This window comes from Haloferax sp. KTX1 (genome assembly GCF_902410085.1).
GTDB classification, from domain to species: Archaea; Halobacteriota; Halobacteria; order Halobacteriales; family Haloferacaceae; genus Haloferax; species Haloferax massiliensis.
On the sequence record NZ_CABPRH010000006.1, the window covers coordinates 223409 to 244641 of the forward strand.

At 61.2% G+C, this 21233-nt stretch carries 16 protein-coding genes and 1 pseudogene; 10 read left to right on the forward strand and 7 right to left on the reverse strand.

What is annotated here, in order from left to right:
* The first annotated feature begins 191 nt into the window (after positions 1-191).
* Positions 192-476: a hypothetical protein gene (locus tag FY251_RS11940; RefSeq protein ID WP_042665003.1), complete on the forward strand. Its 285-nt coding sequence runs from the start codon at positions 192-194 to the stop codon at positions 474-476.
* A gap of 391 nt (positions 477-867) precedes the next feature.
* On the forward strand, positions 868-1842 hold the full coding sequence (locus FY251_RS11945; protein ID WP_148415071.1) for a hypothetical protein: 975 nt from the start codon (positions 868-870) through the stop codon (positions 1840-1842).
* Positions 1843-1986: 144 nt separating this feature from the next.
* Here the strand turns inward: FY251_RS11945 and FY251_RS11950 are convergent, their stop codons facing one another.
* Entirely contained in the window at positions 1987-3318 is a 1332-nt protein-coding gene (locus tag FY251_RS11950) for an RNA-guided endonuclease TnpB family protein (RefSeq protein WP_148415072.1), read from the reverse strand.
* 53 nt (positions 3319-3371) lie between these two features.
* Between FY251_RS11950 and FY251_RS23125 the strand changes: the two genes are divergently transcribed.
* From FY251_RS23125 to FY251_RS11960, 3 genes and pseudogenes are all read left to right on the forward strand, one after another.
* Positions 3372-3506 carry a hypothetical protein gene (locus tag FY251_RS23125; protein ID WP_007276028.1) on the forward strand — a complete coding sequence of 45 codons (135 nt, stop codon included), beginning with the start codon at positions 3372-3374 and terminating at the stop codon, positions 3504-3506.
* Positions 3507-3652: 146 nt separating this feature from the next.
* Positions 3653-3913: a hypothetical protein gene (locus tag FY251_RS11955; RefSeq protein ID WP_148415073.1), complete on the forward strand. Its 261-nt coding sequence runs from the start codon at positions 3653-3655 to the stop codon at positions 3911-3913.
* 1 nt (position 3914) lies between these two features.
* Positions 3915-4160 (forward strand): annotated as a pseudogene (locus FY251_RS11960) (type II toxin-antitoxin system HicA family toxin).
* Between the two features lie 75 nt (positions 4161-4235).
* Here the strand turns inward: FY251_RS11960 and FY251_RS11965 are convergent.
* From FY251_RS11965 to FY251_RS11980, 4 genes are all read right to left on the reverse strand, one after another.
* Positions 4236-4856, reverse strand: a complete 621-nt coding sequence (locus tag FY251_RS11965) for a TetR/AcrR family transcriptional regulator (RefSeq protein WP_148415074.1) — start codon at positions 4854-4856, stop codon at positions 4236-4238.
* Between the two features lie 192 nt (positions 4857-5048).
* Complete coding sequence (locus tag FY251_RS11970; protein WP_148415075.1) at positions 5049-6155, reverse strand: tubulin/FtsZ family protein; 1107 nt, start codon at positions 6153-6155, stop codon at positions 5049-5051.
* 183 nt (positions 6156-6338) lie between these two features.
* A complete protein-coding gene (locus FY251_RS11975) occupies positions 6339-8858 on the reverse strand; it encodes an RND family transporter (RefSeq protein WP_148415076.1) in 2520 nt (839 codons plus the stop codon).
* A 3-nt stretch (positions 8859-8861) separates the two neighbouring features.
* The gene (locus FY251_RS11980) at positions 8862-10388 is read right to left on the reverse strand and encodes a COG1361 S-layer family protein (protein ID WP_148415101.1); all 1527 of its coding nucleotides are present in this window, start codon (positions 10386-10388) and stop codon (positions 8862-8864) included.
* A 466-nt stretch (positions 10389-10854) separates the two neighbouring features.
* On the opposite strand from FY251_RS11980, the gene FY251_RS11985 reads away from it, so the two are divergent.
* Positions 10855-12456 carry a hypothetical protein gene (locus FY251_RS11985; RefSeq protein WP_255516691.1) on the forward strand — a complete coding sequence of 534 codons (1602 nt, stop codon included), beginning with the start codon at positions 10855-10857 and terminating at the stop codon, positions 12454-12456.
* A gap of 606 nt (positions 12457-13062) precedes the next feature.
* Entirely contained in the window at positions 13063-15540 is a 2478-nt protein-coding gene (gene csg / locus FY251_RS11990; protein ID WP_148415077.1) for an HVO_2072 family ArtA-dependent S-layer glycoprotein, read from the forward strand.
* Positions 15541-15808: 268 nt separating this feature from the next.
* On the opposite strand, the gene FY251_RS11995 is transcribed toward csg, so the two are convergent.
* The gene (locus FY251_RS11995) at positions 15809-16564 is read right to left on the reverse strand and encodes a TrmB family transcriptional regulator (RefSeq protein ID WP_089776747.1); all 756 of its coding nucleotides are present in this window, start codon (positions 16562-16564) and stop codon (positions 15809-15811) included.
* A 514-nt stretch (positions 16565-17078) separates the two neighbouring features.
* Here FY251_RS11995 and FY251_RS12000 point away from each other — a divergent pair.
* Positions 17079-18656 carry a hypothetical protein gene (locus FY251_RS12000; RefSeq protein ID WP_148415078.1) on the forward strand — a complete coding sequence of 526 codons (1578 nt, stop codon included), beginning with the start codon at positions 17079-17081 and terminating at the stop codon, positions 18654-18656.
* A gap of 308 nt (positions 18657-18964) precedes the next feature.
* Here FY251_RS12000 and FY251_RS22575 read toward each other — a convergent pair whose 3' ends face one another.
* Positions 18965-19102 carry a hypothetical protein gene (locus tag FY251_RS22575; protein ID WP_187367404.1) on the reverse strand — a complete coding sequence of 46 codons (138 nt, stop codon included), beginning with the start codon at positions 19100-19102 and terminating at the stop codon, positions 18965-18967.
* A 289-nt stretch (positions 19103-19391) separates the two neighbouring features.
* Here FY251_RS22575 and FY251_RS12005 point away from each other — a divergent pair, with 289 nt between their 5' ends.
* Entirely contained in the window at positions 19392-20351 is a 960-nt protein-coding gene (locus FY251_RS12005) for a PH domain-containing protein (protein WP_255516687.1), read from the forward strand.
* A gap of 3 nt (positions 20352-20354) precedes the next feature.
* Positions 20355-21209, forward strand: coding sequence for a PH domain-containing protein (locus FY251_RS12010; protein WP_148415079.1), 855 nt, complete (start codon positions 20355-20357; stop codon positions 21207-21209).
* The last annotated feature ends 24 nt before the right edge of the window (positions 21210-21233 follow it).

Below are 21233 nucleotides of genomic sequence, written 5' to 3' on the forward strand. Positions count from 1 at the left end.
CCCCGTCGCGAGAGCCAGACGGTTCCCGATCGGCCGCCGATTCGTCCGGCGAATTTGACAGTGGCATCATACAGTCCACTCGGACAGTTCTAATCAAGATTCCGTCAGACAACTGTTCGTCGGCTGTCGTGTCGTCACGACGCTAAATTTATAATGATTGTTGATGTACTATCTATGTGGGGAGCTAACAGATGTACAACCAACATGGGGGCGTGCCCGACGACGACCAACCGACACAGCAAGTGGTCCAGCCCGCACAGATCGACGCGACTGAGCGGTACGTCTGTAGTCTGATCGGCCTCGGCGCGGTGGCGGCGGTACTGTTTCTGTTTTATCCGCTCTTGCTCGCGGTCACGCGGCCGCTCCACCTGTTGTCGATCACCGCCCTCGTCTTCGTCCTCGCAACGGTCTGGCTGGTCGTCTGGTTGGGGTCGGAACTGGTCTGGGAGTGGCAAACTGGTCGACTCTTTCCTTGAGCTATCTTTCTAGCACAATTCGTCGCTGACGGCGGGACAGCCCCATTGTGTCAGGCGAGTGCCATCTAGTAGTTCTGCCCACTAACTCCTGCCTACTGTATTAGGCCGGCCTAAAAATCGACGCATTTTTATCTATTTAGGCGAGCCTAAAACTCGCATGACATCGAAATTCGGCCCGAAGAACGGTGTATTAGTTGGATTAGTAACGGTTGTTTGTTTACTCACGGTTGGAAGTGCAGTGGGTGGTGCGGCGGCGTCACCCGCACATACCGCAGTAACTGGAGTGAGCGTGTCCGACGACGAACCGGAAACCGGCGACCGTATTATAATAACCCCGACAATTAGTCATTCCAGTTCGGGAAGCGGCAGTTTCGAAATCACGGAGGTGACGGTGGAGGACCGTTCTGGGACGAAACACAGCGAAGCGAACCAGATCGGCGTTCTCGGTGCCGGCGATACCGCCGAAGTGCCGATTAGTGCGCGCTTCGCCACCGCCGGTGACAAGCGACTGACGGTGCACGTGCGCGGTCGGTATTACGACTCCGAAGGTACGACGTCGGAAATCGTCCACCTCAAGCATCCGGTGTTCGTCACGGTCTCGGAACCGAGCACGTCGACGACAGTTCCACCGCGGGTCCAAATCGAGACCCGCCAAGCGGTCGCCGAGACTGAGACCACCGTGGCGGTCACGGTGTCGAACGGCGACGACGAGGCGCTGACGGACCTGTCGCTCCGACTCGACTCGGTTACCGGCGAGATGCAGGCTCAGACCGCGCTCACGCCGGTCCTCGCCGCGGAAAACTCGACGACCTACGAGTTCACGGTCGAACCGTCGGAGGCGGGCGAGACCGCCCTCAAGGCGACGCTCCGCTACAACGACGGCGAGACCGTCGAGGCGTTCGACACCATGCAGGTCGAGTCGCTCCGGGACGACGTGTCGGTCTACGCGACCGCCTTCGAGGAAAACGACTCGGTCGCCGTTCGGTATCGAGTCACCAATCACGGGAACGCACCCATCGACAACGTCGTGATCTCGGGCGCGTCGAACCGGTCGGCACTGCCGACGACCTCGCTTCGGTCGGTCGCCGCCGCGACCTCGGAGACGGTCGTCGTCGAGGTCAACGAGCGCCCGTCGGACACCGCAACGGTCGCCGCGACGTACGACGTCGGCGAGACGACCGGCCGGGCGACGCAGTCGGTCCAGTTCGATTCGTCGACGCCCGCCTCGGGAACGAACGCACTCACGATGAACCTCGGTAGTGCGGACCCCTCGAACTCGTCGACGTTCCTGCTCAGCGGCTTCTTCGGCGGTCTCGTGGTGACTGCGCTGTTGTTCACCGGCCGCCGGTGGGTCAGAGACGACTGAGTTCAACACGGGCACAGAGACCTCCCCGAACCCTGTCAGAAAAGCCGTGCAAGACTTAGAGGGAGAGTTCAGCAACGTTTCACCGATGGTTATGACATCCTCCCCGGCGCGAACGCCGGGGTTTCCTCTCGCTGGGGGGATCGCTTACCGACCCACGGAGGCAACTTGCGGGTTCGTGCGCTCCTCGTTGGAACAAGAGCGTGGTGACTCTGACCAGTCGTGGTCGTTCCACTTGAGGCGCACGGGCCGTGCCATCGGCCGTGCTACGTCGGTCTGCCGTTGACGAGACACAGCGTGTCTCGTTCGCCAATCAGAACGTTCTGAGTTCTGATGACGTCTCAGGAATGTTTCGGACGCTGTGAGGTCTGCGTGGCCCTCGAAACCGCACGGGCACGTCAGCGTGTCGCGGTGGCGTGTCGTCCGATCTGTTGAACCGCAGTTCGGACACTCTTGAGAGGTCCATGCTTCCGAACGAACCTCCACCGAGATACCATACTCCTCGGCGGTACAGGCGAGTCGGTCGATGAACTGCCGGAACGCCCAAAAGTTGTGCGTCTTCGCGTTCGCTTCGACCGACCAATGCGTGTCGAGTACGTCTGTGAGTGCCCCGACGTACACCGTGGAGATGCCTTCGTTGTGCAACCGTTCTATGAGGTCACGTGCGAGTGCGTCTTGGGCGTGGTCGCGTCGGCGCGTCCGACGGCGGTACAACGAGCGTATCCGATGACTGCTGTACCTGCCGTCGTCCAAGAGCGATTGGAGACGAGCGATTTCTCGCGTCGTCTCGCGGAACCGCTCGAACAGGTCGCACCCCTCGTACAGCAGTTGCGTGCCGGTCGTGGTCGTGCAGGCGACGAGGTTGTTCGCACCAATATCCAGAGCGGCGGTTTCGTCCGCCAGTGGGTGTGCCAGCCGAGAATTGTCTACGGTGACTGGCTGAAAGGCCCTGAACGTCTGTGCAGTCTCGTCCCAGAACAACTCCAACCGGCCTTGCTTGTCGTACTCTTTCCAGTTTGGTTCGCCCCGGACTTCGAGCCAAAGCCTCTCGCGGTATCCAAGACCGTACTCCTCTTTCAGGTCTTGGCCGACGAGGATTTCGAGCCGGGAGTATTCGCCCCACTCGACAGAGTACGACGTGTTCCGAATGTACGTTCGGAGTTCGCGGCCGTCCTCGGCGTTGCCCCAGTATCCGGGCTTGCCGTTTGCTTCGCCCTTCTTTTGGAGCGCGAAGAACGACCGCCACGCTTCGCGGTTCTTCCGTTCGATTTGCTGAACGGTCGAAGCCCCGAGCGTGCCGCCGTAGCGCCCGCGATACTCGCTGATGTCCCATACGTCCGCGTCGGAGTCGGCGTAGTGTTCGCGGCGCTCGTAGTTGATCTCGTTCCAGAGAGCGGCAGAAGCGTCCAATAGGCGTCGAAGCAACACCTCGTCCGCGTCGGACAGAGGAACCACCTCGAAGGTGTTGGTCCGCTTCATCAACTACTGGTTCGTGCGCCACATTGATAAACCAATGGTTAATCAATGGTGACATGGCAACGACGGTCCAAATCGAGATAGAGGATGACGAACAGTACGAGCGGTTACGGGCGATTAAGCGGCACAACGGGCTGACGTGGAAGGGGATGTTGCTCCACGCGGCGGAGAACTTGGATACCCCGGACTGAGCATTGTCGGCGGTTGTGTCCTTGTTGTCGGATTCACGCCCGCCGTGAACGGCGGGACTCTCTCCTTGATTCAGGTAGTGGGGCCAGAGTTCGGTGCAAGACCGTCCGAACGCTTATTTGTAGAGATCGACTCAATTCCGATAGAGATGGCCAGCACGACTCGTGACAACCGTAACGGGGGCGTTGAGTTCATCCACGAGGATGATGGACGAGTCACCGCAAAGGACATCGAGACGGGTGTCGCTTCCTTCGGTGACGACCGCGCTGAAGCACTGCGGATGCTCGCTGACGCCCTCGATGCCTACCACGGGAAGGGAGAGCCCGTCGATGAAGGCGAGCTGGCCGCCGAACTCAGTCTCAGCGAAGACGAACTCGGGAGCGAAGGCCGCCCGCCGTGGCACGAGTAACGTGGGCCGGACGACGTTCACAGGCCGGGAAGTCGCGAAAGTGCTGATGAAATTCGGCTACGAACCGAAGTCACGGACTGGGAGTCACCTCACGCTGGAGTACGTCACCCCCGACACTGGCGAGGTTCGACGGCCGACTGTTCCACTTCACGGCGAGATTCCTCGTTGAACACTCGGGAGTATCGCGGAGCAGTGCGGTGCAGAAGACTCCCACTCGTTCTGTGAGTGGATTGACGACCACTGTTAGGACTCGTCGTGAAGACTGCGCTCCCTGTGGATACACCCGTATCTGCCCAGGTTCGCCATCACGCTGAGACGCTCGTCAGACGTAGATTCGGTCGGCGAGGAACTGTTGGACCTCGTCGTACAGGGCCTCACCGTCGACCGAGTCGGTCGTCGCTTGCCGAAACAGGATTCCGGCGACGAACGTGATGATGTGTTCGCTCGTTCGCTCTGGGTCCACCGGCTTGAACTCCCCCTGTTCGATTCCCGCTTCGATGGTCTCTGTGAGCCGTCGTTTGACCCTGTTTTCCGATTCGGTGAAAATCGAGCGATAATCCGGGTTCGAAATCGACTGCGTTCGCAGTTCGACGAACGCCTTCGCCAGTTGCGTCAGTTCGGCCTCCGGCTGGCAACTCAGCGACGGCGCTGCGACGAACAGGGTCAGAAACCGTTCGAGCTCTTCGCGCGGTGTCGTGTCCTCCTGTTCGAATATCTTCGCGAGGAACCGCCGATGCACGACGTCTAAGAGTTCCGCCAGTAACGACTCCTTGTTATCGTAGTAATGGTAGATGACCGATTTGCTAATGCCGACTCGGTCGGCGATTCGCGAGATGGAGATTCCGCTGTAACCGGACTCAAGCAAGATCTGGTGGGTCGCTTCGAGGATGGCCTGTTGTGTCTGATGGCGATCTGTGTCCGCTGAATCCGAGAAGTAGGTCATGAATTCTGGTGTCGTCAGCGAGGGTTCTAGCGTAGATAGTGTCGAACCGTACTTAACGGTGTCTTTGGTCGGGATCGAAAGCCGTGTCGACCGCGTTCCGGTCTCGCATCGAACCCCGACGTCTCGAACGCTCGGCGTCTCCTCTCTACGGCGTTCTCGATGCACCCGCCTGCCGGCAAACGGCGAGCGACCTCAGTCGTCGTCCGTGTCGTCACCGTCCGCAACGGCTTGGAGCGCAGTCAGTCGCTCGGGCGGGGCGACCCCGCCGAGGACGACTAACACGCTGAGCGCGTCCGCATCCGGCCGCGGGTCGTCGCCGTTTCGAACCTCCAAACTCCCGGTCTGGTCTTCGAGCCAGCCCTGATTCTGGCTGATCGCATCGCGATTGAGCCACGCCGGCCGCCCAGTGATCACGAGCAAGCCTCTCGATGCCGTCCCGATCTCGCAGGGGAGCGTCAACTGTCCGCGGACGGCCTCTCGGGTCTGTGTCGTGATCCGGTTCAGCGAGTCGATCTGGTCGACGGATTCGGTGTCGTCGCCGATGAGACGCTTGAGACGCCCACGAACGCTCGTATCGCGCGGCGGGAGCGGGCGTTCGGAATAACCGAGCGTCGCCAGCCCACCGCCGCGGAGCGTGTTCATGATCTCGGAGGCATCGACGACGCTTTCGCCGACGTCGTCGGCGGTCGTAACCTCGCCCGCTGCGAACAGCGTGCCGAGGCGGCGCGCGAGTTCCGCGTTGAGCGTGTCGTACGTCTCGTCGGACACCGGCTCGTCTTTGACTCGCGAGGCGGTGTCGAACCCGAAGACGTGGTCCGTGGTCGATACGAGTCGGCGGAGCGACCGCAGCGTGTTCGAAGCGCGCTGTGGGTCAGTCGTCGACGTCGAGAAGACGCCGACACCGTAGACCGGCTGGTCGTACATCTCGGAGAGGCGCTCGGCGATGACTGCGGCAGTTGGGCCACCCGTCCCGCCGCCGAGACCGGCGCAGACGACGAAGGCGTCGCTCGCCGCGATCGGTGCATCGTCGGTCGGTTCGAGGAGCTGCCGGTGTTCCTTCTTGGCGGCTTCGGTACCACCGGCGGCGTCGCCCTCGAAGCCTTCTCCGTTGGTTTCGGCCGTGCCGAACAGTACGCGCGCGTCTTCGGGGACCAGCTCTAAGGCGTCGAGATCCGCGGCGGTCGTATCACACGCCGCCGCGCCGCCGACGAAATCCGCCTTCAGCTGGCGCTCGTAGCGAAGTAGTTGATCGACGACTTTCCCCCCCGCCTTCCCTGCCCCGAAGCAGAATACGTTCATTGGTTGTCTGTGCTGTTACACACCGGGCGAAAAAAATCTCGGTTTCCCCCGGTTGCGGTCGACGTTCCGTTTCGAGAACTCCGTACGGACCGGCTGTCTGCGTGTGTGAACGCTCGTCTCGAAGGGGGGCACGGTCACCCGCCGACCCTCAGACCCGTCTTCAGAGCCGAGCGAATGCCAGACTCACGCCGTACCGCCCGCGCCGTCCGGGCCGCCCGCCGTTTCGGTCGTCTCTGCGTTTTCGCCGTGGACGAGGCGCGCCCAGACGACGAGCGCCGGCGGCAAGACGACAAGCGAGGCCACGTACGAGTACAGAATCGAGACCCCGGTCAGGAGCCCGAACTGGCCGAGAATCGGCGTAATCGCGATGACGAGCACGCCGATTCCGGTCACCGTCGTCAGCATGCTGCCGGTGAGCGCGCCACCGGTCCCGCGCACCGTGTCGGTCAGCGCAACGAAGACGTCCGTACCCTCGTCGTACTCCTCGGCGAACCGATGGACGAGGTGCGCCGAGTAGTCGATGCCGAGACCGATCCCGATCGACAGGATCGTTCCGGTCATCACGTTGAACGGGATGTCGAGATACCGCATCGTCGCGGCGATGGCGGCGACGGTCACCATGATCGGGACCAGGTTCACGATCCCGAGCGAGGGCCGACCTTCGAGCAGGGCGTAGATGATGATGAGGAAGACCGCGGAGCCGCCGAGCGCGAGCACGAGGCTGATGAACGCCGACTGCGCGATGACGTCCGAGACGGCCTTCAGTATCACGACGTTGCCGGTCGCAGTCGCTTCCGTGCGGTAGCGGTCGGCGACCGCGCGCGTGTCTTCGGTCACGTCGGCCTGACTGGCGTCGGATTCGACCGCGTACTCGACGCGCGCGGAGGTGTAATCGTCGGTGATGTAGTTGAGCGCCTGGTCGCGCGCGGGTGACGCGAGGAGCGCGTCGTAGATCTGCTTGAGGTTGTCGTCGGGGATGCCGTTCGCGTTGCGGTCGTTCCGAGCGACGAGCGCCGCGAATTCGGGGTCCCGCTCCGCGTAGCTCTGGATGACGGTGATGATGCTCGTCTCCCGCGCGTGGCCGTCGTCGACGACGAAGCTATCCGGGGGGCTGTCTCCGGCCCGCCACATGGACTCTAAGGTACCACCGTCCGTGAGCGAGCCCCGGACATACACCGTCGTGACGTCTTCCTCACCGGTCTGGAAGTTGTCTTCGAGGAAGTTCGTGGTCTCCGTCACGGTGTAGTCACGCGGTTGCAGTTGCTGGGGGAACAGTTCGAGGTACTCGGGGTTGTCCTCCGGCGGGAGGAACGAATCCTGCGTGAAGCGACTATCGACGCCCGACCCGTAGTACCCCATCCACGCGGTACTCACGACCAACGCGACGAGGAACACCTTCGGGGCGATGCGGGCGATGTGAATCCCGACGGGGAGGATCTTCCCGAGGAACGAATCTTCTGCTCCGAGCGGTTCGGAGCCGAATTCGGGGAACCCGACCCGCTCTCGGAGGCGGTCCATGTACACCTTGGCCGCCGGCAGGAAGATGCCGAAGATCAGGAAAGTGAACACGATGCCGACGGCTGCGACGATACCGAAGTCCCGAATCGGTCCGAGGTCGCTCGATGCGTTGGCCGCGAAGCCGATCACGGTCGTCCCCGTGACGATGGTGAACGCAACGAGGAGTTGGTCAGTCGCGGTTCGCATCGACTCTTGGATTCCGAAGCCCTCGGTCCGCTCTTCGCGATACCGGTTGATCGCGTGGATCCCGAAGTCGATACCGACCGCGAGGAGCAACGGCGGCACCGCGATCAGCATCTGCGAGAACGCGATTCCCGCGAGGCCCATGAAGCCGAACGTCCAGAGGACGGCCATCGCGAGGGAGACGACCCCGATCAGGAGGTCGATCGGGTCGCGGTAGGCGAACACCAAGAAGAACAGAATCAGGACGACCGCCGCGGGCACGACGAGCGCGAGAGAGTCGCCGATGACCGAGGAGAACTCCTCGGAGAGGATTCCACTGCCGAAGACCCGAATATCCCCGCCGACGGAGCTGACGATGAACTCGGCGTGTCGTTGGATATCCGTAAGCGGGCTCTCACCGCCCGTCCCCGCCGAGTCGGACACCTCCGCGGTGAGCGAGTGGGTGACGATACCGATCGTCGCGGACGCAGACGCGGAACGCGCGTTGAAGTCCTCGCTCAGACTCGACCGAATCGCGGGGTTCTGTTCGACGGCGACTTGGACTGCGCGGTCGATCTCCGTCGGCGTCGCCTGCTCGACGGCGTCGATCTCCTCGGCGAGCGTCGTGGCCGACGGGTCTATGGTTCTGGCGACGGCGCGGGCGACGCTCGTCGTCTGTACGACCGATAGCTCGGGATTGGCTTGCAACCGCTGTTGGGCCCTGAGCATCCTGAGTAGCTCGGGCTTCGACAGGACGTTCGTCCCCGATTGAATGAGCTGTGTCGTACCGGTGTCTTCTTCGAACGCCACCCGCTCGAAGTTGTCGTTGACCTCCTCGAACGCCTGATACGCGGCGACGTCTTCAGTAAACTGACTGGTTCCAGACGAGGTTCCAGACTGTCCAAGCCCGGCGGAAAACCCCGCCGAAAGCAGTAAGAACGCGAGGAGCACTGTCTTCGGTTGGTCGACTATCCAACCGTCGACAACGTCGATGTAGTGCTGGTAATCGATCTGGAAGTCCATTAGTTACTCGTCCGTGTTGAAGCGCCGCCAGCCGAACACGCCGAGCACGCCGATCACGACGACCGCACCGACGATCAGCCCGATCGGGAGGCCGCCGCCCTGCGACTCGATCACTTCGATCGGCGTGGTGTACGTTTGGGACACTTCCGTGTCTCCGTCCGGCATCTCGTACTGGAAGTCGAAGGAGACCGGATAGCGCTTCGGCAGCGCGCCGGCCCCGGCGCTCAGCGCAATCGTGAACTCCTCGGATTCGCCCGGCTGGAGCTCGCTGATGATCCCTTCATCGTTGTCGCTGCTGAGCGGGTCGCTGACGAACGCTTGGGCTTCAATGTTCGTGAGCGGCTCGTCACCGTTGTTGGTGACCCGAACGCGGACCGCTCTGTCACTTCCGGCTTCGATCGTGTTGTTGACGACTTCGACGATAAAGCGGTCCTGATGCGGAGCGATCTCTGCGTTGGTCGTGAGCCCGTCGCTGACTCGAATGTTCCCGCGGCTGTTGCGGTACTCAACCGAGAGGTTGAGCTGTTGGACGTTCGCGCTCGCGGCGTCGCTAACGCCGACCTCGTATTCGAACGTGGCACTGTCGCCCGGTTCGAGGTCCGGCAGCGCGTACTCGGACGTCTCGACGTTGATGTTCGGATTGCTCGAACTGAACCGGAGCACCGGGTCGTCGACGCGTTTCGGTCCGTTGTTGACGACCGTCCCCGAGACCGTTCCGTCCGCGCCGACGCGGAGGTTCGTAGAGACGTTTTCGAGGGCGAAGCTCTGTTCTTCGGCGGGGGTGACGCCGACGTTCAGCGTTCGCGACGTTCGAGCGATGCCGTCGGTATCGGTGTAGTCGACGTCGAGATTGACCGTGTAGCCGCGCACCGTGGCGTCTTCCGCGAGCGAGACGGTGTAGTTGACCGTCCGACGCTCGCCGACGGCCCAGCGGCCGACCTGGGCGGTCGAACTCTCCGAACCCGTTCCGAACACGAGTTCGTCGCTCCGCGAGGTCGCCGTGACGCTCGCTTCGCTCGCAGCGCGGGTGCCGGTGTTTTCGATCGTCACGGCGAGGTCGCCGGTGTTCCCGACCTGCGCAGTCGACGACGTCTCGACGACCTCGAACCGCGGCTGGTCGCGGACGCGGACCGTCACGTAGTGGGTCCTCGTTCGCGTGTTATCCGTGTACTCGGCGCCGGACGGGTCGTAATCGACGAGTCGCGTGTACGTGTACGACACCTCGATCGGAATTCGATACGTTCCGGGAGTCGCGTTTTCGGAAACCGTGATATCGATCGGCGCGAGGTCGACAGTGCCTGTCGGGACGTTCCCGGCACCGATCGTGCCGGTGTTCACCTCAATCGGCGCGTCCCCGGACTGTGCTTCGACAGTGACGCCGCGGGCGGTCGTCACCCGGCTTTCGTATCGCTCGGGGCCCGACTGATCGATCTGACCGTTGTTTCGGAGTGTGAGCCGGAGCTGCGACTGCGTCCCGGGCTCGAACTCGCTCGTCGAGGTGAACACGTCGATGTCGGGCGACCCGTACACCTGCCCCGAACTGGCGGTCTGGGCGACGACCGGGGTGACCAACGAGGTAGTTAGCACGAAGACGAGACAGAGGGCAAGTAGCGTAGAACGAAGCGTGTCTCTGTACATCAGTACGTTTCAGACGTGTGAAGGAGGACGCTGATTTGACAAGACACTCGGGACAACACCTGTGTATACATCTCTACTAACAGTAGCGACACACAACTAATATCTTTTGTGGACACTGGTCGGTGAGTCAACAGAAAACCCGCTATTTGACGGGCGAAACCACGTCACACGGACGGTTATCGGGGGCAGTGACGGCCGGTGACAGCACACAACCCAAAACTGGTCTCTCAACTGACGTGCAAGCGTCCTACAGGCGTTTGAGGATGGTGACTGTGACAGAAAGTACTTACTGCCGGACCAGATAGTCAGGGGTATGAGTCCACGGACCCGCTCGATACGAACATTATCTGTTATCTTCTTGTTGATTCTCGGGCTGACGGCGGTTCCTAGCGGCGCAATCGCTGTGCACGCGTTGGACCCCACAGACGAATCGGTACGGTTCGCCGACGCCCAGCGGGTCGAGCAGCAAGGCGACTTCGTAAAACGCACGCTGGTCCTCAACAACACCGACGAGGCTAGACTCCAAATCTCATCTGCGGAAGGCGACTTCTCGGCGACCGTCTTAGCGACCGACGGCTCTGGCGACGGCGTTGTCACCGTGGTGTTCGACACGGCGAACGCGAACGACCCCAACACCGCATTCCGGACGGCGGACGCAAACGATACTCTCTCTGTCCTCACGCGCCCGAATGCGGCCGCCCCTGAAGCACTTCCGACCGGCCGGTACAACGTAATCGCCTCCGCCGGCCAGACCCGGATTGCGGACCGTCTCTGGATTGAGCCCCCATCGGTCCGAGGAAGTGCGGCGTGTTCGGTACCAGCCACCCAGCAGGCCGGTAACGTCGACTGTGCTGACCGATCGCGCGGGAGTGGGTCCGCTCCCGTCGTCGCGGTCGGTGACGACGCAGTCGTGCAGTACCACGTGAGCGGGCTCGAAAGCGCTGTTCAGCCCTCCGCACCCGGCACACAGCAGATGTTCGCACGGAACGCGTCCACGGGCGCGCGCACGACACACGTTGTCCAGTGGTCGCCACAGACGGACGTCCGGACGAGTCAAACGTTCCGAATCGACTACCGTGCAGGTCCATCTCCCTCCCTCCACAGCTCGCAGTTGATCGAACACATCGGAATTGATACCGATGCCGACGGTGATATCGACCGGTCGCTCAGAACTACCGTCAATCGATATCAGGTCACATCCAGTGGTGGGCTGACAGTCGCATTCGACGAACCTGTCTCGGTCGCGGACAACGAGACGCTGCTGTTCGAATATCACGTTGTCAACCCCCGTACGGAGGGAACGGGCGCTGTTTCGGTGTCGTTCGGAGGGGAGACGACCCACAGTCGTCTCGAATACACGTCGAATGCCCTCGGTAACGTGGGTCCCGGCGTCAACCTCCACGTCGAGAGTTCCGAGATGGACTTCGTCTCTCCGCAGACTGTGTTCGACGTCGCATACGACGCGGAGACTGACACGCTCAACGTCGTCGCTGACTCCATGCGCTTGGAAACCGGGACGTACAACGTGACTGTCGTAATCGACAGCGAGATCCACGCTGACGGGAAGCGAGTCGTACTGACCGAGTCGTTCACGGTCGCCGAACCGTCGGTGGACAACCTTACGGCGACCATGTCCGGTACGAAGCTTAACGTCTCGGCACGGACCAACCTCGCCCCACAGACCAAGATGGACATCGACCTCACGATGTCACAGGAGGGCTCCACCTACTTCTCCCGCTGTCTGACGACTGTCGGCCAGAGCGGCGTCGTCTCCTGTAACTTCACGCCGGCGGGGGCTGGGGCCGCAAACGTCTCGATCAGCTACAACGACACGGTCGTCGCGGGGCCGAAAGAGATCGAAATCGAGTCGAACGCGACCACTCGCGATGAGTCTCATCCGCGTGGTACTGCCGCCGACTCACAACTGAAGTCGTGGCTCGTCCGTGAACACTTGGCCTGACGACGGAGTCTCGTAGGCGGTGTACTCGCCGTCTCCCGACGTGGGGGCGCGATGACTCCGCCAACCCGTCTGGACGTGTGCCCGACGGAACTGTTGGCAATCTCAGACGGCTGTTTTTCGCAGCGCCGTGGTCACGATCCACTGAGTTCCTACAGTTGCTCCCCTCGAACTCCCCGCCCGAGGTACAATTCGGGCCGGCCTGAGAGCCGCGTTTCGAGCGGCTCGTCTCAGTGGTCGTGATTCGTGGCATCTCGTCTACCTCTGAGAATGGGTCCGCCATCGTCGTCGCGATCGTGCTTGTCAGCATCGTTGCTGGGGGTTTGGTCGGGGGAATGCCCCGCTGGAGACCGTTTTCTCGGGCGTCCGTCCCCGAGAGTTGGCCAGAGCGGTCCGACCGTCTCCACTATCATACTGACGTTACGTGCGTGCGGATGGCCCGACGCTAAGCGCGAGACGGCAACGAGAATGTGACCAATCAAGCAACAGAAACAGAAAGCATTTACCAAGGCCGCTTATATGGTTCTACCGTACCCCTGCCCATCCCCCGCTAGTAGGGATCCGCGTCATAGCGATGTGCGTGGAAAATACTGGCGCTACAAGTACACTATGACAAAGATCAAAAATCAAACGCGTGCGATACTTCTCGCAGCGCTGATGGTAACCTCCGTCTTTGTGGGGACCATCGCGCTGACCGGAAGTGCCGCCGCGGAGCGTGGAGATCTCGACGCAGACAATGAGAACTTCAACAAGACAATCGCAGCCGGAGACCGTGTCTTCCTCGGTGAGGAAATTAACACGGACGCTGGCTTCGCCGAGAACAACTCGCTTCTGACGGGTGTCGCAGGTAACGCAGAAGGTGTCACTCTGGACCTGAACTCGCCCATCCCACAGAGTACGGATGACCAGCCGCTTGGTACCTACTCTACTGATGGTGTGAGCGGTTCCCCCAGTGTCACGCTTCTGTCGCCGCGCATCACTGACAGCGAAGTCCTGACGGGCGGCGGTGGCGATGTCACCGGCTCCGCTATCAGTTCGGGCGACGCTGACAACCTCTACGTCAACGCTGAATACAACTACGAGTCGGCCGAGAAGGTCGAAGTGACCGTTGAGGACGCGAGTGGTACGGACATCACCAACGAAGTTCTGAACGGAACGGACGCCTTCATTGACGACGGCTCGATCGGCGGCACCTCGCCGAGCGCCGGCGGCGTGGCTCTCGACATGTCCGGTCAGGACGCTGGCGAGTACACGATCAGCCTCGAAGGCGCTGAGGACCTCGACTTCGGCTCGGCGTCCGAGACGCTGACGCTGACGATCTCGTCGCAGGACGAGGTCGGCCTCGAACTCGACAGCGAGTCCGTGACGCAGGGTACTGACGTTCAGTACACCGTCACGAACGGTATCGACGGCAACGAACACGTTGTCGCTATCGACCTCTCCGACCTTCAGAACGACGCCACGACGGAAGACGCAAAGGCGGTCTTCCGTAACATCGGCGACACCTCGGAAGTCGGCATCGCAAACAGCACCGCTACGAACGCAAGCGATTCCTCCACGGGACCGACGATTGACAACGCGGACATCGCGTACGCAATCGTCGAAATCGACGGCGCGAGCGGCGTTGGCGGCGTTGAAACGCAGTACCTCGACGACAGCGACGTCGACCTCGAAGTCTACGACGCTGGTGTGAGCCCGACTGCAGCGATCGGTATGGATCCGACGAACGACATCACGCTCACCATCGAGGAGGGCGGCACGTCGCTTTCGAACCCGACCGGTCAGTACGTCGTTGGCTCGGAAGTCGACATTAACGGTACGGCTACCAGCTCCGACAGCGTCGCAATCTACGTCCGCGACGATGGCGACTGGCAGCTCCTCGAAATCGGCGGCGACAACGAAATTAACGTCGACGCTGACGACACGTTCGAAGAGGAAGACGTTGCGATCTCGAACCTCGGCGGCGACGGTAGCAGCATCCTGTCGCTGACGGGTACCTACCGCATCGGTGTCATCGACGCGTCCGACGCTGACGTTAACGGTGACGGTTCCGTCGACGACGCGCTTTCGACGTCTGACTTCACGAGCGGCGTGAGCAGCAGTAACTCGCTCCGCGTGGTCGACCAGGGTCTGACCGGTCAGTTCAGCACGATCAACGGTCAGGTCGCTCCTGTCGACTCCGGAACGGTTGACGTTAACGGTACCGCCACCGGTGCCGACACCGTCCTCGTCATCTTCGTCGACGAGCGCGGTAACGTCAACTACCAGGAAGTGAGCGTTGACAGCGACGGTACCTTCGAAGAGGACGACATCACCGTCGGCCTCACGCAGGGCCGGATCACCGCCCACATCCTCTCGGTCGGTCGTGACGGTAACGTCGGTGACGGTTCGCTCCCGCCGGCCAGCGGCAGTGGCGACCTCTCCGAACTGATGACCTACCTCGACGATCTTGACGCAGGTAGCAACAACGGTGAGCAGGTCAACGAGCTCATCGCCTCCGAAACGGTTGACGAGACGGCGAGCGACGACCTGATCGTCACCGAGACGTTCCGTCTGTCCGAGTCCTCGACGTCCATCGACTCGATCTACCCCGACGCCGCTGAAGCGGCTGGCATCAACCCGGTCGCAACCGGTGAAACGATGGTCATCGCTGGCTCGACGAACCTCAAGCCGGACGACAACACCATCAGCATCGAAGTGACGAGTGAAGACGGTACGTCCGTCGCACTCGAAGACACTGACGAGTGGACCAACGACGGCCAGTGGATGGTCGAAATTGACACCACCGACTTCGAGACGGGTACGTACACCGTGGAAGCCGACGACGGCGACAACACGGACACCGTGAACGTCGAAATCGTCTCCGAGCGTGAGGACACCACGACGACGTCCTCGGGCGAAACGGAAACGACGACGACCACGGACGAACCCTCGGAAACGACGACGACCTCGGAGCCGACTGAGACCACCGAGGAGCCGACTGAGGAGACGTCCACCACGTCCTCCAACACGCCCGGCTTCGGTATCGCAGTCGCTCTCGTCGCACTCGTCGGCGCGGCCCTTCTCGCACTCCGCCGCGAGAACTAACGCCGCCGTCCCTCCTCGTCACTCCGACGAGGACGTGACGACAGCAGACGAGTAACCAACCGGATTCGTTCCGGTCTTTTTATTTTACCCGACCAACCCGAAGAGACACTTCTGACAGACGAGCGTCGCCACCGAGACTACGGTGGAGACCGACGACTGGGTCGTCCTCACGTACTTCTGGAACGGAGTCAGGACTCGGAGACTCTGGCACATTCTCGAACAGCGGACGGCGTCAGCCGCAAGCGAGTCCGGATGAGAAAGCGTCGTTCTACTCGGGAACGGGGAGACTGCTCGTGAGGAGCTGTGAGAACGCCTCGGCGAACGTCGTGTTTGCGCTCCAAATCGCAATCTCTGGTGCCGATCGGTTGCTGCGGACACTCAGGAGGAAGCTATCCGAATCGACGAGTAACAGCCGCACTGCGTGGTCGCCTTTGGACTGTTGCGGTGGGATCGACACGGCGGACACACAGTCGATCTCTCGCCACTGGTCCGAAATCTCTTGGTCGCTATCCTGAAGCAGATGTACCGAGACGTCGCGCGAACAGCACGAGCGGACTGTACTCAGGAGTTCGGCATCCGGATGACCGAGGCTCTCGGCACCGTAGATCACTCGCGTTTCGGCTTCGTCGATGAGTTGACTGGCCCGGCCGATGATCGCCGGCGTGCCCGTGATCGTCCACACGTCTTCGTTCTGTTCGGCCGCCGGTGCGGTCTGTCGTTCGAGCGTCTTGAGCCGGTCGAACGCCGTGTCACGCTTGGATGCGAATTCGCGACTGAGTTGTGATTCGACCTCGGACAGCGATATCGGTTGGAATACCTGTGGATTCGCTTGTTGGACGCTAATGAACCCTCGCGACTGCAGTTCTTTTGCCGTCGTATACACTTGTGAGCGAGGGACGTCCGACGTCTTCGCAACCTCGCGGGCCGTCCCCTCACCGAGTTCGATCAGTGCGGTAAACACCCGCGCTTCATACGTAGACAGACCGAGCTCGATGAGCGCGTCGATCGCTTCGCTGTTGTTCATGGGTGAACTACCTCTCGGAGAGTGGTAGCGGTTTGGGTATTTGTCTCCCTTGATTCCGCTCTTTCGTTGTGTGGGACTCCCACATGGACGCGGAAGGTGCCCGGCTTGTGAGACGGACCTAGTCGCACGTCATTGCAGGGGCGTTCAATCGCCCCTCGACAGAGAGGACTGCCCGAGAGGCGGCTTGAGACCGAAATAGATTAGTATCGATGGCTTCGACGATAAGAAAGGTTGGCGTCAAGCCAGCCTCTGTATGGGCAGTCATCGGATCGACCCAACTAGTCGTGTTAGTGGCCAGTTGTTTGATGGCTGTAACGCGAGTAATCTACACCGATTTGCTTACTCGCAACGACAGGCCAGTACCGCTTCATCTTGGGTCGGCGGCTCCCGATTTCGGGACCGTATCGCTCCGTATCCTCGGGTTCATCTCCGTTGGTCCTGCTCCGAATTTCAACGATGATAGTTGGGTCTGTAGATTTATCTTCGAAACGCCCACTGGCTAGTGTATTCGAACATGGACTCCAAGCACGTGGGTTGGGCGGCCGCAGTTCTACTGATACTCTCTTTTACTGCAGGAGTAACCGCCGCGGCGGAGCCATCGACGACAACTGGAGACGTGGCTATCGATGTGCCGGACACACACCAGCAGGTCGAACGGAACAATTCGACCGACCGTTCAGAGCTGAGTCTGACGCTGGTTATCGAAAACCGGACTGTCGCCGACGGTGACACGGTTACGACCGGCGACAACCCCGAACTTACGGTCCGAGCAAACAGTTCAACGGCAATCGAGCTGCTCGTCGTCCGCGTGGACGGAGACAGCCGACGAATATATACGCCGAACAGCACCGCAGTTCAGGAAACGGCGACGCTCGATGTAACCGCTGGCGAGCACGACCTGGAAGTCCTCGTAAAGGAGGGCGGGAGAACCACGACCCACAGGGCGACGATAATCGAGGATTCGATCGCCCCGGCGTTGGTGTTCACGTCGCCGTTCCGGACGGGCAACACCAGTATCTACGAAACTCCCGAGAACAACTATACGATCAACCGGTCCCGAATCAGCCTCGACGGGACGCTCTACGACCACTCGGACGTCGAGCACGTGTCAATTGAACTGCGGTATCACGGCCAAGGTATCGATGCTCCCTGGGGCTTCCGAAAACGGGTCGTGATCGATGATCCGAACACGTCGATTTCGAAACCGCTCCGGCTGGGGCCGTTCGACGACAGCGTGGGCGCTGGCCAAAACAGTCTCAAGATTACGGTGCTCGATTCGCGCGGCCACCGTCGTCAATACAATGTCAACATCTACGTCAAAGACGAGACGCCGCCGTCGATTGAGATACTCAACCAGAGCCTCGTCAAAACGCGCTCGGCGGTTCGGTTGACCATCAGGGTGACGGATGCGGTTGGCATCCGCTCGATCGGTGTTCGTCGCGGCTCGGCGGACGGATCGGGGTTGAACTACGAGGTCCAACCGAAGCCAATCGGTGCGCGGCCAATCGAACACACGTTCACGAAGACGATACCGATCACGGGAGACCGTCGAAACATCACCATCGTTGCGGACGACGCCACCGGCAACGCGACGAAACGAGAACTCGCGGTGAACGTTACGCAGCTCGTGCGACCGGCCATCGAACTCCAGCCGGACGCGATTCGGGTCAGCGACGGCCGGGTCCACGTCGAAGGTCGCGTGTACGATGGCCGCGTTACCAGCGTGTACGCCGAGACGGTCGGACCGGCCGGCGACACCGTCGATTTAGCGCAGATTTACGGTGGAGGCGTGACCAACGACGTTACCATCAACGAAACGCTCCAACTGGACGGGTACCCGGCGCGTGTTCGGGTCCGTGCGACCGATTCGACCGGGAGGGAACATATCGAGACGGTTCAGGTCGCACCACCGAACGCAACGGCCGACGAACCGAACGCGTCGACGCCGACTCCAGCCGGCTCGGTGCGTACGAACACGCCGTTACCCAGCGTCCCCTCGGAGCCCTCGTCGCAGGGGCTCATCGGCACGCTCGTTGAGGCGGTCAGAAACCTGGTGACTACAGCTGCTAAAGGCGAATCTCTCGGGGTGTGACTCCACGGGGAACGCCGAGAGCTGAACTCTCCCCCCCGTTCGATATTGGTTCACCGCCACGTTAGTTGTCGTTCGACGTGGAGTGCTAATCCGTCCATTCGTGCCAAATCCATTATACATCTTCATTTTGAATATATCTAACATATGCCCCCCGACACGGAGCCATCACGGAGCGTACTCATGCTACTGTGCCTCCTTGCGGTCGTTATATGGTCAACACCGCTTGCGACCGCAAGCATCGGTGCTGCTTCCAACGGCGACTCACCGCCGAAACCGACGGCTACAGATGTTTCGACCCATGCACTAGCTCAAGCCCAAATGTCCCCGACCACGGACGCGGAGACCGAGACTCCGAACACGACGACGCCCACCGCCACAACAACCACAGCTACGTCGACGCCGTCACCGATACCGGACACGACAGTACCGACGACGCGGACTGCCACGCACACGGCGTCATCAACACCAAACACGACAGCTGCCTCAAACCGGACTGATTCTCCGGAACTGACCGACGCACCGCAGGGGCTTACCGTTGCAGGGCTCTCGGCGCCGGAGCGGGTCCGACCCACGGACACATACACCGTGACTGCGACGGTCCGCAACCCCGCCAATGAGACGCGTTCGGAGCGAATTGAATATGTATTTGCTGGGTCGTCGGTTACAAACCGAACGGTTCGGTTGGCCGGTGGTTCGTCACGTGAGGTCCGATTTGAACTGACGGCGAGCGGACTGTTGACCGACACCGAATCACTCTCTACGGGAACGTACGTCCACGGCGCTCGAAACGCGTCGGGAGAGGGTATTCCGCGTTACCTGCGTGTGACGCCTGATGTCGATTTCGTCATTGATGCCTTTCAAGCCCCCGCGACGGCACCTAGTGACCGAGAGTTCGTCGTACTGGCGACCGTCTCGAACCCGACCGAGACAACGATCACGCGTGACGTCGCCTATCACTTCGCTGGAACGACGATCAGCGAGAAAACCATCACCATCGGGAGCGGCGAGCAACGGCAGGTCGCATTCGCAGTCACGACCGAGCAGATCGAGGCTGCTGATAGCCTTATCCAGCGAGGTCGGACCTACGACCACAGTATCGAGACCGCTGGTGGGGCTACCGTCAGCGATGCGATTCGACTGCGAAGCGAACCGAGTGCAAGCGCGGCGGCGCTCACGACACGGGACGTGCAACTCCCGAACGACCTTCGGGAAAACACCCAATACACGGTCGTGGTTACGGTCAGGAACGTCGGGACAACTGCTTTCGACGGGCAGTTCGTCTACCGTCTCAACGAGACCGCCGTTGCGACGCATAGTCGTACCATTCCGTCTGGCCAACAGCGGACTATCAGCTTCGAACTCGCCTACGCCGACATCGAGCGGGCGGCTCACCTCCTTTCGACGCGTACGTCGACACAGTCACTCACCGTGGGGAACGCGTCGTTGGCCAGCGAGGATGTTACAGTCCATGGACGCATCGCGAACACGGACAGGAACACAGAGTCTCCGACACCTCGAAAGGCGGCCAAGTTCACCAACGACTCGGCAGAAGACACCGCAGCGTCTCGTGGGACGTGTGAACGAGGATTTTTCAGTCGATGTGGTGAACTAGCTATTGATCAGATGACACTAACGCTTATCGGAACCCTCAGCTCTGTCGTCGCGATTCTCTACGAAATGCTCTCGGGGACCTAACTAATGGCGCGAGGTCTACCTGCGCTCTGGAGTTCGGTTTTCGGACTCCCACTGGTCGCCGCCGGGGCGTATCTGTCCGGATTTGTCGCGGAGCTATCGGGCGGTTCACCCCCCCAGTCATCGCCAACTAGCGGGCTCATCATCGCCGTCTTCGGGCTGTTTATCCTAGCGATGGGATGGTACGTGCATTTCGTGACAGTACCGGAAGCACCCCAGACGCGCGATGACGAGCACCTCGTTGAGACGCGGAATCCCGCACAACGAAGCGCGCTCGCGGAAGCCGCGGTCGCCGTGCCCCTCCTCGCCCTCGGGGTGTCTCTGCTGTACTTCACGCAACGCCCGCTGTACCAACCGACGATCGCGTTCGGCAGCGGCCTGTTTTTGTTCTCCAGAGGAATCTATCGCTATTGGCAGAACACACTTACCACCTACTCCTTGACGAATCAACGCGTAATCGAAGAGTATCGCTTTATCTCGTTGTTGCGAAACGAGGTGCCGCTTGAGAAGGTTCGTGGCGTCGAGGAGACCCGCTCGGCATGGGATTCACTGTTCGGGCTGGGGAATGTCAGAGTCCGATCCGGGGCAAGCGGTGGTCTCACGGTTGCCGTCGAACAAGTGTACGACCCTGACGATTTTGCCGGACAGGTCCGCCAAGAGCTCTCCTCAGGAGTCGAGAAGACAGCAGCCGGTCGGGAGCCGACGACTGAGTCATCAGACGGGAGAGCTCCGCTCTCGGCTGACGCTGGGGACAAAGAGCGGTCAGTGGGCTCTACCGAGACGGCCACGGCCGATACGACCGACGGCGAACCGGAGGAGACACCGATGGGCAAGCAGACGGATACAGACGAGGGCGCTTGATGCCCAACGGAAGAATGTGGTGGA

Bases quoted from the DNA above. Each gene is read 5' to 3' on its own strand.
- FY251_RS11940 (WP_042665003.1), top strand. From the start codon at position 192: ATGTACAACCAACATGGGGGCGTGCCCGACGACGACCAACCGACACAG.
- FY251_RS11950 (WP_148415072.1), bottom strand. From the start codon at position 3,318: ATGAAGCGGACCAACACCTTCGAGGTGGTTCCTCTGTCCGACGCGGAC.
- FY251_RS23125 (WP_007276028.1), top strand. From the start codon at position 3,372: ATGGCAACGACGGTCCAAATCGAGATAGAGGATGACGAACAGTACGAG.
- FY251_RS11955 (WP_148415073.1), top strand. From the start codon at position 3,653: ATGGCCAGCACGACTCGTGACAACCGTAACGGGGGCGTTGAGTTCATC.
- FY251_RS11965 (WP_148415074.1), bottom strand. From the start codon at position 4,856: ATGACCTACTTCTCGGATTCAGCGGACACAGATCGCCATCAGACACAA.
- FY251_RS11970 (WP_148415075.1), bottom strand. From the start codon at position 6,155: ATGAACGTATTCTGCTTCGGGGCAGGGAAGGCGGGGGGGAAAGTCGTC.
- FY251_RS11975 (WP_148415076.1), bottom strand. From the start codon at position 8,858: ATGGACTTCCAGATCGATTACCAGCACTACATCGACGTTGTCGACGGT.
- csg (WP_148415077.1), top strand. From the start codon at position 13,063: ATGACAAAGATCAAAAATCAAACGCGTGCGATACTTCTCGCAGCGCTG.
- FY251_RS11995 (WP_089776747.1), bottom strand. From the start codon at position 16,564: ATGAACAACAGCGAAGCGATCGACGCGCTCATCGAGCTCGGTCTGTCT.
- FY251_RS12000 (WP_148415078.1), top strand. From the start codon at position 17,079: ATGGACTCCAAGCACGTGGGTTGGGCGGCCGCAGTTCTACTGATACTC.
- FY251_RS12010 (WP_148415079.1), top strand. From the start codon at position 20,355: ATGGCGCGAGGTCTACCTGCGCTCTGGAGTTCGGTTTTCGGACTCCCA.